A 14179-nucleotide genomic window follows, 5' to 3' on the forward strand; every position below is an offset into this window, starting at 1 on the left:
CCATGATTGATTCGCCTCGAGTTTGCGTCCAGGTTCAAAGTGTTTACATTGAATCGCAGTCTCTACCGGACGAAGAGCGTTATGTCTTCGCCTACACGGTAACCATCCGCAATCTCGGGCGAACTCAGGTTCAGCTCCTGGGCCGCTACTGGCTCATCACCAACGGTCATGGTCGTGAAACCGAAGTACAGGGCGAGGGCGTCGTTGGCGTCCAGCCGCATATCGCACCCGGTGACGAATATCAGTACACCAGCGGTGCGGTACTCGAAACCCCGCTTGGCACCATGCAGGGCCACTATGAAATGATCGATATCGACGGCAGGCCGTTCTCTATCGACATTCCCGTATTCCGTCTCTTTGTCCCGACACTAATCCATTAAAAACACATGGCTACATACCTTATTGGCGACATTCATGGTTGCTTTGATGAGTTGATCGCATTGCTCGATCAGGTGGAGTTTACCCCAGGGACAGACACGCTGTGGCTGACCGGCGACCTGGTCGCGCGCGGCCCCGGCTCTCTGGACGTGCTGCGCTATGTTAAATCGATGGGCGACGACGTGCGTATCGTCCTCGGCAACCACGACCTGCATCTGCTGGCCGTGTTTGCGGGGATCAGCCGCAACAAACCCAAAGACAGGCTTAACGCGCTGCTGGAGGCCCCTGACGCCGACGACCTGCTCAACTGGCTGCGTCGTCAGCCGCTGATGCAGGTGGATGAAGAGAAGAAGCTGGTGATGGCCCACGCCGGGATCACCCCGCAATGGGACATGGAAACAGCAAAACAGTGCGCCCGCGACGTAGAAGCGGTGCTGTCGAGCGACTCCTATCCCTTCTTCCTCGACGCGATGTATGGCGATATGCCGAATAACTGGTCGCCACAGTTAACGGGCCTGGCACGTCTGCGGTTTATCACTAACGCATTCACCCGCATGCGTTACTGTTTCCCCAACGGGCAACTGGATATGTACACCAAAGAAGCGCCGGAAAACGCCCCTGCGCCGCTCAAACCATGGTTTGCCATACCAGGGCCGGTGACGGAGGAGTACAGCGTGGTGTTCGGCCACTGGGCGTCTCTGGAAGGTCGCGGTACGCCGGAAGGCGTGTACGCACTGGATACGGGCTGCTGCTGGGGTGGGGATTTAACCTGCCTGCGCTGGGAAGATAAGCAGTACTTTACTCAGGCATCGAATCGACATATCGATCCCGGAATGGGCGAGGCTGTGGCGTCCTGAGCGAAATAAGGCGGGGGCGCTTCGCTTGCCCGCCCTACACGACTTCATCCTGCCGGCGCGGAATCAACGACGCTCTAAAATCTCAAAACAGTAGCTATGCGAATTCTGCTCGTCCGCGTCGTGGAATTCGCTAAATACAGATTCCCACTGGTCCGGATCGTAATCCGGGAAGTGCGTGTCGCCTTCCACTTCCGCATCAATGTGCGTCAGGTACAGCTTGTGCGCTTTCGGCAGGAACTGCTCGTAAACACGACCACCGCCAATCACCATAATCTCTTCCACATCGCCGCAGGCGGCAATAGCTTCATCCACCGACTTCACCCACTGGACGCGATCGTCGGTGCCTGGCTGGCTGCTGATAACGATGTTTTTACGGCCCGGCAGCGGGCGACCGATCGATTCCCAGGTCAAACGACCCATTACGACAGGTTTGTTAAGCGTGTTGCGTTTAAACCACGCCAGATCGGCGGGGAGATTCCAGGGCATGGCGTTTTCCATGCCGATGACGCGATCTACCGCTAGCGCAGCAATCAGACTGATCATTGAGTGTTTCCCGGATACAAAAAAATTGTCGCCACTATACGGAAAGCATAATCTTTCGTCGACTGGGCGCAGAGTAAAGAATACGAAAATTTTCAGAATTGCTGGCGAGCCCACGAGAGTGAAGTGGACCGCCAGCATTACAGGTAAGTAGAAACAGCGAGTTAGCCGTAAACCCTGCGTAACATCACATTTTTACGCTCAGGCAGAAGGCTTTATTTCGGGCTCGTCCGCAGGGTTACCGCTGTGTTTGCCCTCTTCCGTTCCCTGCCAGCCGTGACGCTGGATAACCGACAGATGATTACGGTCTTCATTGATGATTTCCGTCAGCATCGCGCTGGTGCGTTTGAACACCGCCGCACGCGTCGACGCATCGTTTTCAGCCATTTCGACCATCTCTTCCACCATGCGGGTGTTAAAGCGGCGGAACAGGTCAGCGCGTTCACGCGCCTCGTAAGCGCCCAGCCCCAGCGATTCCAGCGCCATGCGGCCCGATTTCAGCGCGCCTTCGAAGGTTTCACGTTCCGGCGATTCCACCCCGGCCTGACGCAGTTGAATGTAATGCTCAACGTCGCGGGCACGGGCAATAATCGTCAGGTTCGGGAAGTGCTCTTTCACCAGTTCGGTCAGCTGTAAGCTGGTTTGTGGATCGTCAATGGCGTTAATCAGCACTTCCGCTTTCGACGCCCCGGCGGATTCCAGCATATCAACGCGCGTCGCATCGCCGTAGAACACCTTCATGTCGAACTTACGCAGGGTGTCGACGTGATCCGGGTCGTGATCGAGGATCACCATTTTCACGCCGCTGGAGAGCAGCAGACGGCCGGTAATCTGACCATAACGACCAAAGCCCGCGATAATCACGCGCGGCTGTTCTTCATCAATCTGATCGGCTTCACGCTGCTCACCGCCGCTTTTACGTGCTTCCATACGGGTCAGCAGCACCAGCAGAATCGGCGTCGCCGCCATGGAGAGTGCCACCGCCAGCGTCAGGGCTTTTGCCCAGTCAGCATCCAGCACGTTTGCCATCTGCGCCGCGCCAAAGACGACGAACGCGAATTCACTTCCCTGCCCCAGCAGCACCGCAAACCAGGCGCGCTGCGAGCGCGGCACCTGCAACGGTTTAGCAATAAGCCACAGCATGACCGATTTGATAATCAGGAAGCCAAACAGCAGCGTAATGATGCGCAGCGGATGATCGATAAGCGTACCGAAGTCGATAGACATGCCGACGCCAATGAAGAACAGCCCCAGCAGCAAGCCTTTAAACGGTTCAATATCGCTTTCCAGCGCGTGTCGATACTCCGAACTCGCCAGCAATACGCCCGCCAGAAACGCGCCCATCGCCATCGACAAGCCCACTTCTTCCAGCAGGAAACCGAAACCAAAAACCAGGAACAGCGCCACGGCGCTGAACACTTCCCGCAGGCCGGAACGTGCCACAAAACGCAACACCGGGCGCGTGACGTAGCGCCCCAGCAGGACCACCAGCACCAGTGCCCCTGCAACTTTAAGCGCAGAAAAGGCAAACGCGCCCAACGTGGTGGATGCACCGCTGGTTGCCAGCAGCGGGATCATCGCCACCAGCGGGATCGCCGCGATATCCTGGAACAGCAGTACGGCAAACGCGCTACGCCCGACCTGGGAGACGGTCAGATTACGCTCGTTCATTGCCTGCATGGCTATCGCCGTTGAAGAGAGCGCCAGCGTCATGCCAATCAGTTCTGCCACCTGCCAGCGCAGGCCGAGGAACATACAGAACAGGCCAATCAACGCACCGCACACCACCATTTGCAGCAGGCCGCCGCCAAATACCGAGGCGCGCAGTTTCCACAGACGTTTTGGGTCCAGCTCAAGGCCGATGACAAACAGCATCAGCACCACGCCAATTTCGGCGAAGTGCAGGATAGACTCGGCATCGGTCACCAGGCGCAAGCCCCACGGGCCGATAATACAACCGGCAATCAGGTAGCCGAGCACCGAACCCAGCCCGAGACGCACGGCAATCGGTACAATCAGCGCGGCGGAGCCCAGATAGATCAGCGCCTGAATCAGAGTATGGTTATCCACGATTATCCTCCTGCCAGGCCAGCAAACGCTGTTTGTAATGACGCGCCTTCGCCTGCAGCGTTTCTTCGTCGCAGATAAAGGTGCTGTGGAGAGTAAACGGCGGCAGCCACTTCAGGCCGCAGTAAATCGCCGTTGCTTCCAGCGGCTGCGCCAGCACATCGAACCCAGGGTGTGAGCCAATCTCAAAATGGCTTTCCGCCCCGCCGGTGGTGACCGCCCACAGCATACTTTTGCCGTGCAGCGCAGTTCCGCCGTGACCATAGGCCCAGCCGTGCGACAGCACTTTGTCCATCCACAGTTTGAGCAGCGGCGGCGTGCTGTACCATTGCATGGGGTGTTGAAGGATGATGAGGTCGGCACGGCTAAGCGCGTCCTGCTCCGCGGCGATATCGATATTGAAATCTGGATAGAGGCTGTAGAGCGAGCGAACCTCTACGTCGTCCAGCGTCCTTACCTGCTCAAGCATTCGCTTATTCGCATGCGAGTGCTGCGGATAAGGATGCGCATAAATAATGAGAATCATGTTTAGCCTGTTATCACTGCATTATTGTTATGTAACAACCACAGTGTAGACCGCCAGAGGCCTGGCTAACAGAACAATTAGGGGGGAGTTGCGCGACAGGCACGTGGGTGGCGCGGCCACCCATCGTCAAATCAAAATCAGTTGTTGAGCTCGTTCATGGATTTAACCTGGTCACGGTTAATCTGCTCAGTTTTGCCGGTTTCCGCATTTTCATAGGAGACCAGCCCGGTGTCATCATCGACCTGCGGCTTGCCATCGGTCACAATTGTGCGGCCATCGGTGGTTTTAACGGACTGATTCGATGAACAGCCCGCGACGGTAAACAGTGCTGCGGCAGTTAAAATAGAGGTGATTACGATACGTTTTTGCATGGTGTTCTCCCTGCTTCTCAGTCATATTATGTCAATTAATTGTTAACTATAGACTAACGTGCTGATGTACATAACAGAACCAGAACACTCCTAAGGTCTCTTTCAGGAGACAGACTTCCCGCGAATCGTCATGTTTGCCGTCTGCGTCAGCGACATTCCGCGCGTTTCTGGCGCAAACATCACGGAAATCGCCAGCCCGACAAAAGAAATGCCCGCGCCAATGAGCATCACATTGTTGATCCCATAGCGGGTGATAAACACCGGCAGCGCCCAGGTGGAGATAATCGTTCCCACACGACTCAGCGACATAATTACCCCCACGGCAGACGCGCGAATGTCCGTCGGGAAGAGTTCATTCGGATAGAGCCATTGCAGGATGCCCGGCCCGCCGGAGAAAAACGCGTATACCGCAAACGCGAACACCACCAGCCCAATTCCCAGGTTAGACACCACGCCAAGTAAGGCCAGCGCCAGGGTCATCATCAGGAAGCTGCCAATAAGTAACATTCGTCGCCCGACGCTGTTAAGCCAGAACATCGCTGGCACGCAGCCCAGCATAAAGAAGAGGCTGATTACCACGTTGCCGAGCGCCGCGCTTCTGCCCTGTTCCCAGCCCAACAGGCCGACGATTTGCGGCCCGAAGGTGTAGATGGCGAACATAGGGATCACCTGACAGGTCCAGATGGCGGCGACAAACAGCACAAACGGGAAGTGACGGCGATTGAAGAGTTGCAGGAAACGCGTCTCTTTCGGCGGTTCATCGTCGAATGTGACGGGTTCGCCAAAGAGTTTGATCATCATCTGCTGGCACTCTTCCACCCTTCCTTTGCGCAGCAGCCAGCGCGGCGATTCCGGCAGGTCGAAACGACCAATCAGAATGATCAGGCAAGGAATAAACGCGCTGCCCAGCATCCAGCGCCAGCCGCCTTCAACGTCATACAAACAGTATCCCACCAGGTTGGCGCAGGTTGCGCCGACATACCACATCGCGGCGATAAAACCGATGGAAAACGCCCGCTGACGGGTGTTGGAAAACTCGGTGATCATGGAAGTGGCGATGGGGTAATCCGCGCCAATCACGATGCCAATCAGCACGCGCATCACCAGCAGCTCGGCGGGGGAAGAGACAAACATCGTCGCCACCGATATCAGCCCGATGGCGATAATATCGATGAGGAACATTTTCCGCCGTCCGACCTTATCGGAAATGTAGCCGAACAGCGTGGTGCCAACGAATAACCCCGCCAGCGTCGCCGCACCCAGCAGGCCAATCCATTCGGCATCCAGTTTCAGGAAAGGCGTGAGCTGCTCCAGCGCAACGCCGATTATCACCAGTACATAGCCATCCAGAAACGGCCCGCCGCTTCCCCACAGCATGATCCTGCGGTGAATAGAGGAGAATTTGATGTCATCAAAGTTTCTGGGCTGCGGCATGGTGGTGTCCTGTTTGTACCTTTTGCCGGATGGCGCTAACGCTTATCCGGCCTACATATTCCTGAAGAGCATTCGTTAGTTTTTCCCGGTCGGATAAGGCGTCGCCGCCATCCGGCACAAACCTCAGCCATAGCGAAATTCCACGCCAAACGTGCCACGCGGATATTCCCATTTTTCCAGCGCCGTCCCGAGGCCAAGAATGCGGCAGGTTCCACACTCCAGACAGCCCGCGTAGTCAAAGCGCACGCTGCCGTCATCCTGCTTTTTATACAGCCCGGCGGGGCAGGCTTTCACCAGCACATCCAGCGCCGCTTTATCGGGATCTGTTTTCAAAATGATGTGCGGGTTTTCTTCATCGACATTGAATTTATTGACGCCCAGTTTGACGTCGACGTTCACAGGGGAAGTCATAGTACGGTCACTCCTTTAATGCCGTCCTTCATCAGATTGATAAAGCCCACTTTCTTCGCATGCTGAAGGATTTTCTTGCGCATCGGCACCGGCGCGCTGCCATCAACAGTGAACAGGTCGCGCGCGACACCGACCACCATTTCCGGATAACGCGTGAACATGCGCGGATTATCGAGGAACGCGGGCAGGCGCTGATACATGCGCATATCGCGCATCGGGCCGTTATCGAGATGCTGGCGATAGGACGCCAGGCCGTTGCGGCTGAAGTCATTGTTTTGTTTCGCGGATAACACCGCTTTCGCCGCCGCTTCACCCGCGGCTACCGCCAGATCCATGCCGCGAATGGTAAAGCCAAGATTCATGCACATCCCGGCGGCGTCACCGGCGATTAATACGCCGTCGCCGATCAGTTCCGGCTGCATATTCATGCCCGCTTCCGGCACCACGTGCGCCGAATACTCCACCATTTTTCCGCCCGCGATCAGCGGGGCGACAGCGGGATGCTGTTTAAAATCTTCAAGCATTTGCGGCACGGATTTCTTTGCATCTTTCAGATGATGCAAGCCACAGACCAGGCCCAGCGAGAGCGTATCTTCATTGGTATAGAGGAAACCACCGCCCATCAGGCCGTCCGTCGGTGAGCCGGCAAACAGGCAGGCCGCGCCTTCGTTGCCCTGAAGCTGGAAGCGATCTTCAATCACCGATTTCGGCAGTTCGATCAGTTCTTTCACCCCGACGGCCACGTTGGCGGCATCCACGCGCTTCGCCATGCCGAGTTTTTCCGCCAGCAGAGAATTCACGCCATCGGCGAGGATCACCACTTTCGCTTCGAGGATATCGCCATCGGCTTCCACGCCGACCACTTTGCCGTCGCGCTGCACGACGTTATCGACGCGGATCCCGGTGATCAGCTGCGCGCCCGCCTCTTCCGCCTGCGCCATCAGCCAGGCGTCAAATTTACTGCGCAGCACCGAATAAGAGACCTGCGATGCACCGGCCTCTTCACCGTTGAGATAGTCCATGGTCATCGCCCCTTTTTCGGTCATAAAGGCGAGTTTTTCATGGGTGATGCGCCGCTCAACGGGCGCTGTGTCGGCAAAACCTGGAATGATGCGCTCCAGGCTATGGGCATAAATACGCCCGCCGGTGACATTTTTCGCGCCCGCAGAGTTACCGCGTTCGATAACCAGCACATCGGCGCCTTCACGGGCCAGCACCAGCGCCGCCACCGAACCCGCAAGCCCGGCACCGACAATAATGGCATCAAAGATATCTTCAGACATAACCACTCCAGAAGTCAGAAGACAGGGCGCGAAACGCCCTGTACAGAGGCGCTAGCGGGCTAACGCGCGGGTCAGCTCAGGCAGGATCTTCATCAGATCGCCCACGATGCCGTAATCGGCATACTGGAAGATCGGCGCATTTTTATCTTTGTTGATCGCACAGATCGTCTGCGCACCGTTCGCGCCAACCATATGCTGGATCTGCCCGGAAATACCGACCGCCAGATAGAGCTCCGGCTTCAGCATCAGGTTAGAGATGCCGACATAGCGCTCATGCTCCATCCATTTTTCGTTTTCCGCGACCGGACGCGAACAGGCCAGTTCAGCACCAATCGCCTGACACAGCGCCTCGGCGAGCGGGATATTCTCTTTGCTGCCGATACCGCGACCCACGCTGACTACCAGACGCGCTTTGTCCAGGTCGACGTTGCTGCTCTGGCGCGGCTGCGTCGCCGTGCGGGTAATGGCCACCGCAGGGGCTTGCCACTCGACTTTCTGCGCCTCGCCGCTGAGCGATGCGTTCGGCTGTACGGCATCAAACGTTCCGCTACTGAGCGTCATCACCGCGAACGGCGAGCAGATCGTCTCTTCGCCAATCGCCAGGCCGCCATACACCATGTGTTTAACCGCAACGCGCCCCTCTTGCGCCACCACCGCGCTGGCATCGTTGGACACCGCCGCCGACAAGCGGAAGCCGAGTTTCGCTGCCAGCAATTTACCGCGACGGCTGTTTGGCAACAGCACGAGGCCATTGGCCCCCTGCTGGCGGATGGTATCGGCCATCACGCCCGCATAATCTTCCATCATGCGATCGTCCGGCTTGCCACACAGCTGCCATACCTGATTGGCACCCAGCTGGAACGCCAGCACGCTATCCGCGTCGCTGAGGGTGAACGTATGAATTTTTTCGCCTAATACCTGTGCACCACTCATCAGTTCCGGCAGGCGAGAAGGGGTATCGCTGAATACCCAGACACTGGAAAACTTGCTCATAACATCCCCTATTAGTTAATGATTTTGCGCAGATGATCGACAAATTTGGCGACCTGTTCTTCGCCATCGCCTTCAATGATGATGCGCTGACGCTCGCGCTGTTTCGGCGCGGCAACCTGCTGCGAAGAGGTGCTTTCCTGCGCGGTGAAACCAATATCCGCCGGCGACCAGACCTGAACCGGTTTTTTCGCCGCGCCCAGAATGGCTTTCATTGAAGGAATCTGTGGGGTATTGATATCGGTTGAGACAGCCACAACCGCCGGCAGCGGGATAGCCAGCGTTTCGGTTTCATCTTCCAGCTCGCGCTCAACGGTGAGCGTGTTGTCGGTAAGTGACAGGATCTTGCTGACGCCGTTCACCGCCGGGATGCCGAGGGTTTCGCCCACCAGCAGGCTCACCTGCTGCGCATAAAGGTCAGAAGATCCGTCACCGCACAGAATCAGATCAAAGCCGGACTTCTGTGCCGCGGCGGCCAGCGCGGCGGCGGTGTGTTGCGGCAGCGCGTGTTCGAATTGATCGTCAATCACCACAACCAGTTCATCCGGCCCGCGAGAGAGCACATCTTTGCGGCCTTTGACGTTGGTCAGCGCCTTACCGCCCACGCTCATGGCAATCACCTGAGCGTCTGCGGCCTGTTGTTTTAACTGGCAAGCGGCTTCGATGGCGTTGAGATCGTACTGGCTGATCTTCGCATCCGCTTTGCTGAAATCTAATGAACCATCAGCGTTATTGATCGCAATATCCTGTTCATCAGGCACGCACTTGTAGCAAGTAATTATCTTCATTGCATCTCCAGAAATCATGAAGGGATCATCGTCCATATCGGCGGTGGTAAATATAGATATCACGCACTTTAATTCGGAAATAAAACAATAATCACCAATATTGAAAATGTCACACGCTGAAAAATACAACTTTCAATAATGTTATCTATCTCAACAATATTGAACGCATGGTTCTCATTTATAAGATTTTCAATATTGTTTGGCGGATCACCAATATTGAAAGACAACGGCCTGAATTAGCCACATTAAAACAAGTATCATCATGATTAATAAAGATAATTTATCATTTTTACCGCAAACACACCCACGCGAAAAAGTGTGACTAAAATCACAGAACGCCTGAATTCGAATACCCATTATGAATTACTTTCTAACGCCACTTTGAGGTTAAATAGTTATTAATAAATTATTAACAATAATAGACAAAAAATGGAACAACCGGGAACGCTAAATAATTTTAGTCTTCACAGTGGAATTGACTCATGAAAAATGAAAAGAGAAAGTCAGGAATAGAGCCGAAGGTTTTTTTCCCGCCGTTAATTATTGTTGGAATACTTTGTTGGCTAACCGTTCGCGATCTCGACGCGGCGAACGTCGTTATTAATGCCGTATTTAGCTATGTCACCAATGTCTGGGGTTGGGCATTTGAATGGTACATGGTCGTCATGCTGTTTGGCTGGTTCTGGCTGGTGTTTGGCCCGTACGCTAAAAAGAAACTCGGTAACGAACCGCCGGAATTTAGCACCGCCAGCTGGATTTTTATGATGTTCGCCTCCTGTACGTCGGCTGCCGTGCTGTTCTGGGGCTCCATCGAAATCTACTACTACATCTCCACACCGCCGTTCGCACTGGCACCTAACTCAACCGGCGCGAAGGAGATTGGCCTGGCATATAGTCTGTTCCACTGGGGGCCGCTGCCGTGGGCAACCTACAGCTTCCTCTCCGTGGCGTTTGCTTACTTCTTCTTTGTGCGCAAGATGGACGTGATTCGCCCCAGCTCCACCCTGGTGCCGCTGGTTGGCGAAAAACATGCGAAAGGTCTGTTCGGTACCATCGTCGATAACTTCTACCTGGTGGCGTTAATCTTCGCGATGGGCACCAGTCTGGGTCTGGCGACACCGCTGGTCACCGAGTGTATGCAGTGGCTGTTTGGCATTCCGCATACGCTGCAACTCGACGCCATCATCATCACCTGCTGGATTATCCTCAACGCCATCTGCGTCGCCTGCGGCCTGCAAAAAGGGGTCAGGATCGCCAGTGACGTGCGCAGCTACTTAAGCTTCCTGATGCTCGGCTGGGTGTTTATCGTCAGCGGCGCCAGCTTCATCATGAACTACTTCACCGATTCCGTCGGGATGCTGCTGATGTATCTGCCGCGCATGCTGTTCTATACCGACGCGATCGGTAAAGGCGGCTTCCCGCAGGGCTGGACGGTGTTCTACTGGGCATGGTGGGTCATTTACGCCATCCAGATGAGTATCTTCCTCGCGCGTATTTCCCGTGGCCGTACCGTGCGTGAACTCTGCTTCGGTATGGTGCTTGGCCTGACCGCATCGACCTGGATTTTGTGGACCGTCCTTGGCAGCAACACCCTGCTGCTGATGGATAAAAACATCCTCAACATTCCGCAACTGATTGAACAACACGGCGTGGCGCGCGCCATCATCGAAACCTGGGCCGCATTACCGCTCAGTACCGCCACCATGTGGGGATTCTTCATCCTCTGCTTTATTGCCACCGTCACGCTGATTAACGCCTGCTCCTACACCCTGGCGATGTCCACCTGTCGCGAAGTGCGCGATGGCGAAGAACCGCCGCTGCTGGTGCGTATCGGCTGGTCAATCCTGGTCGGCATTATCGGCATTGTCCTGCTGGCGCTCGGCGGCCTCAAACCGATACAAACGGCGATCATCGCCGGCGGCTGCCCGCTGTTCTTCGTCAACATCATGGTGACGCTCTCCTTTATCAAAGACGCGAAGCAGAACTGGAAAGACTAATTAAACCCAACACGATTAAGAGGTTAGAAGATGGATTTCAATTTGAATGATGAGCAGGAACTGTTTGTCGCCGGTATTCGTGAACTGATGGCCAGTGAAAACTGGGAAGCCTATTTTGCCGAGTGCGATCGCGACAGCGTCTATCCGGAACGTTTTGTGAAAGCGCTGGCCGATATGGGGATCGACAGCCTGCTGCTGCCGGAAGAACACGGTGGACTGGACGCCGGGTTCGTCACCGTGGCGGCGGTATGGATGGAACTGGGCCGCCTTGGCGCGCCGACCTACGTGCTCTATCAATTACCGGGCGGCTTCAACACCTTCCTGCGCGAAGGCACCCAGGAGCAGATCGATAAGATCATGGCCTTCCAGGGCACCGGGAAACAGATGTGGAACTCGGCGATCACCGAACCGGGCGCGGGCTCTGACGTCGGCAGCCTGAAAACCACCTACACCCGCAAAAACGGCAAGGTCTACCTCAACGGCAGCAAATGCTTCATCACCAGTAGCGCCTACACCCCATACGTGGTGGTGATGGCGCGCGATGGCGCATCGCCGGACAAAGCGATTTACACCGAATGGTGTGTCGATATGAGCAAACCGGGCATCAAGATCAACAAGCTGGAAAAACTCGGCCTGCGCATGGACAGCTGCTGCGAGCTGACCTTCGACGACGTTGAGCTGGAAGAGAAAGACATGTTTGGCCGCGAAGGCAACGGTTTCAACCGCGTGAAAGAAGAGTTTGACCACGAACGTTTCCTGGTGGCGCTGACCAACTACGGCACCGCGATGTGCGCCTTCGAAGACGCCGCCCGCTATGCCAACCAGCGCGTGCAGTTTGGCGAAACCATTGGCCGCTTCCAGCTGATTCAGGAGAAGTTCGCCCATATGGCTATCAAACTTAACTCCATGAAAAATATGCTTTTTGAAGCAGCCTGGAAAGCGGATAACGGCACTATTACTTCTGGTGACGCGGCGATGTGTAAATATTTCTGCGCCAATGCCGCGTTTGAAGTGGTCGATACCGCGATGCAGGTACTCGGCGGCGTGGGGATTGCGGGTAACCACCGTATCACTCGCTTCTGGCGTGACCTGCGCGTAGACCGCGTCTCCGGCGGCTCTGATGAAATGCAGATCCTGACGCTGGGCCGTGCCGTGCTGAAGCAATATCGCTAAACAGGCAACATGCCCGGTGCGGTTTCGATGTCGGATGGCGGCTGCGCCTTATCCGACCTACCCCGGGCCTGTGATTTTGTAGGCCGGATAAGGCGCAGCCGCCATCCGGCAACAGGAGCTATATCATGACCACTCATTTACCGATGCCTGCTTTTGGCCCTCTCGCCGGGCTACGCGTGGTTTTCTCCGGTATTGAAATCGCCGGGCCGTTCGCCGGGCAGATGTTTGCCGAATGGGGCGCGGAAGTTATCTGGATTGAAAACGTCGCCTGGGCCGACACCATTCGCGTGCAACCAAACTACCCACAGCTGTCACGCCGCAACCTGCGCGCGCTGTCGCTCAATATTTTCAAAGACGAAGGCCGCGAAGCGTTTCTGAAGTTAATGGAAACCACCGATATCTTTATCGAAGCCAGTAAAGGCCCGGCATTTGCGCGTCGCGGCATCACTGACGAGGTACTGTGGCAGCACAATCCGAAACTGGTTATCGCTCATCTCTCCGGCTTCGGTCAGTACGGCACGGAGGAGTACACCAATCTTCCGGCTTACAACACTATCGCTCAGGCCTTTAGCGGCTATTTGATCCAAAACGGTGATGTCGACCAGCCCATGCCCGCGTTCCCGTACACCGCAGACTATTTCTCGGGGATGACCGCCACCACCTCCGCCCTCGCGGCGCTGTATAAAGTGCGCGAAACGGGTAAAGGCGAAAGCATTGATATCGCGATGTATGAAGTCATGCTCCGCATGGGCCAGTACTTCATGATGGACTATTTCAACGGCGGCGAAATCTGCCCACGCATGACCAAAGGGAAAGACCCCTACTACGCCGGTTGCGGGCTCTATAAGTGCGCCGATGGCTACATCGTGATGGAACTGGTTGGCATTACACAAATCAATGAATGCTTTAAAGATATTGGTCTCGCGCACATTCTGGGTACGCCAGAAGTACCAGAAGGCACACAGTTGATCCATCGCATTGAGTGCCCCTATGGTCCACTGGTAGAAGAGAAGCTTGATGAATGGTTGGCGGCGCACACCATCGCCGAGGTCCAGGCCCGCTTTGCCGAGTTGCATATTGCCTGCGCCAAAGTGCTGACCATCCCTGAACTGGAAGGCAACCCACAGTACGTCGCTCGAGAATCCATCACCGAATGGCAAACCATGGACGGTCGCACCTGCAAAGGCCCGAACGTAATGCCGAAATTTAAAAACAACCCAGGGAAAATCTGGCGTGGTATGCCGTCGCACGGCATGGACACCGCCGCCATTCTGAAAAATATCGGCTACAGCGAGAGCGATATTCAGGCACTGGTTGGCAAAGGGCTGGCCAAAGTTGAGGATTAACAGGATGCGTTAGCCGGG

The 14179-nt window shown here is 55.7% G+C and carries 14 protein-coding genes; 5 read left to right on the forward strand and 9 right to left on the reverse strand.

Annotation, left to right across the window (positions count from 1 at the left end; translation table 11 throughout):
- The first annotated feature begins 2 nt into the window (after positions 1-2).
- Together apaG and apaH are read left to right on the forward strand one after the other, a co-directional pair.
- Positions 3-380 (forward strand): Co2+/Mg2+ efflux protein ApaG, encoded by a 378-nt coding sequence (apaG, locus tag G163CM_RS14265; protein WP_015965958.1) that lies wholly within the window; start codon positions 3-5, stop codon positions 378-380.
- A 6-nt stretch (positions 381-386) separates the two neighbouring features.
- On the forward strand, positions 387-1235 hold the full coding sequence (gene apaH, locus G163CM_RS14270; RefSeq protein ID WP_015965959.1) for a bis(5'-nucleosyl)-tetraphosphatase (symmetrical) ApaH: 849 nt from the start codon (positions 387-389) through the stop codon (positions 1233-1235).
- Positions 1236-1298: 63 nt separating this feature from the next.
- Here the strand turns inward: apaH and folA are convergent, their stop codons facing one another.
- From folA to G163CM_RS14315, 9 genes are all read right to left on the reverse strand, one after another.
- Positions 1299-1778 carry a type 3 dihydrofolate reductase gene (folA, locus tag G163CM_RS14275; protein WP_041686321.1) on the reverse strand — a complete coding sequence of 160 codons (480 nt, stop codon included), beginning with the start codon at positions 1776-1778 and terminating at the stop codon, positions 1299-1301.
- 198 nt (positions 1779-1976) lie between these two features.
- Positions 1977-3845 carry a glutathione-regulated potassium-efflux system protein KefC gene (kefC, locus tag G163CM_RS14280; RefSeq protein WP_015965961.1) on the reverse strand — a complete coding sequence of 623 codons (1869 nt, stop codon included), beginning with the start codon at positions 3843-3845 and terminating at the stop codon, positions 1977-1979.
- Positions 3838-4368: a glutathione-regulated potassium-efflux system oxidoreductase KefF gene (gene kefF, locus G163CM_RS14285; protein WP_231825407.1), complete on the reverse strand. Its 531-nt coding sequence runs from the start codon at positions 4366-4368 to the stop codon at positions 3838-3840. Before kefF ends, kefC begins: the two co-directional genes overlap by 8 nt.
- A 137-nt stretch (positions 4369-4505) precedes the next feature.
- Entirely contained in the window at positions 4506-4739 is a 234-nt protein-coding gene (locus tag G163CM_RS14290; protein WP_015965963.1) for a YgdI/YgdR family lipoprotein, read from the reverse strand.
- A gap of 102 nt (positions 4740-4841) precedes the next feature.
- Positions 4842-6173 (reverse strand): MFS transporter, encoded by a 1332-nt coding sequence (locus G163CM_RS14295; protein WP_231825408.1) that lies wholly within the window; start codon positions 6171-6173, stop codon positions 4842-4844.
- A 123-nt stretch (positions 6174-6296) separates the two neighbouring features.
- Positions 6297-6584 carry a ferredoxin-like protein FixX gene (gene fixX, locus G163CM_RS14300; protein ID WP_149463066.1) on the reverse strand — a complete coding sequence of 96 codons (288 nt, stop codon included), beginning with the start codon at positions 6582-6584 and terminating at the stop codon, positions 6297-6299.
- Entirely contained in the window at positions 6581-7867 is a 1287-nt protein-coding gene (locus tag G163CM_RS14305) for an FAD-dependent oxidoreductase (protein ID WP_231825409.1), read from the reverse strand. Before G163CM_RS14305 ends, fixX begins: the two co-directional genes overlap by 4 nt.
- Positions 7868-7918: 51 nt before the next feature.
- Positions 7919-8860 carry an electron transfer flavoprotein subunit alpha/FixB family protein gene (locus G163CM_RS14310; RefSeq protein WP_231825410.1) on the reverse strand — a complete coding sequence of 314 codons (942 nt, stop codon included), beginning with the start codon at positions 8858-8860 and terminating at the stop codon, positions 7919-7921.
- Between the two features lie 11 nt (positions 8861-8871).
- Positions 8872-9645 carry an electron transfer flavoprotein FixA gene (locus G163CM_RS14315; protein WP_015965968.1) on the reverse strand — a complete coding sequence of 258 codons (774 nt, stop codon included), beginning with the start codon at positions 9643-9645 and terminating at the stop codon, positions 8872-8874.
- 482 nt (positions 9646-10127) lie between these two features.
- Between G163CM_RS14315 and caiT the strand changes: the two genes are divergently transcribed.
- From caiT to caiB, 3 genes are all read left to right on the forward strand, one after another.
- On the forward strand, positions 10128-11642 hold the full coding sequence (gene caiT, locus G163CM_RS14320; protein ID WP_149463062.1) for an L-carnitine/gamma-butyrobetaine antiporter: 1515 nt from the start codon (positions 10128-10130) through the stop codon (positions 11640-11642).
- Positions 11643-11672: 30 nt separating this feature from the next.
- Positions 11673-12815, forward strand: a complete 1143-nt coding sequence (caiA, locus tag G163CM_RS14325; RefSeq protein ID WP_015965970.1) for a crotonobetainyl-CoA dehydrogenase — start codon at positions 11673-11675, stop codon at positions 12813-12815.
- A 125-nt stretch (positions 12816-12940) separates the two neighbouring features.
- Positions 12941-14161, forward strand: coding sequence for an L-carnitine CoA-transferase (gene caiB / locus G163CM_RS14330; protein WP_231825411.1), 1221 nt, complete (start codon positions 12941-12943; stop codon positions 14159-14161).
- Positions 14162-14179 lie beyond the last annotated feature (18 nt).

This window comes from Pseudocitrobacter corydidari (assembly GCF_021172065.1).
Lineage (GTDB): Bacteria > Pseudomonadota > Gammaproteobacteria > Enterobacterales > Enterobacteriaceae > Pseudocitrobacter > Pseudocitrobacter corydidari.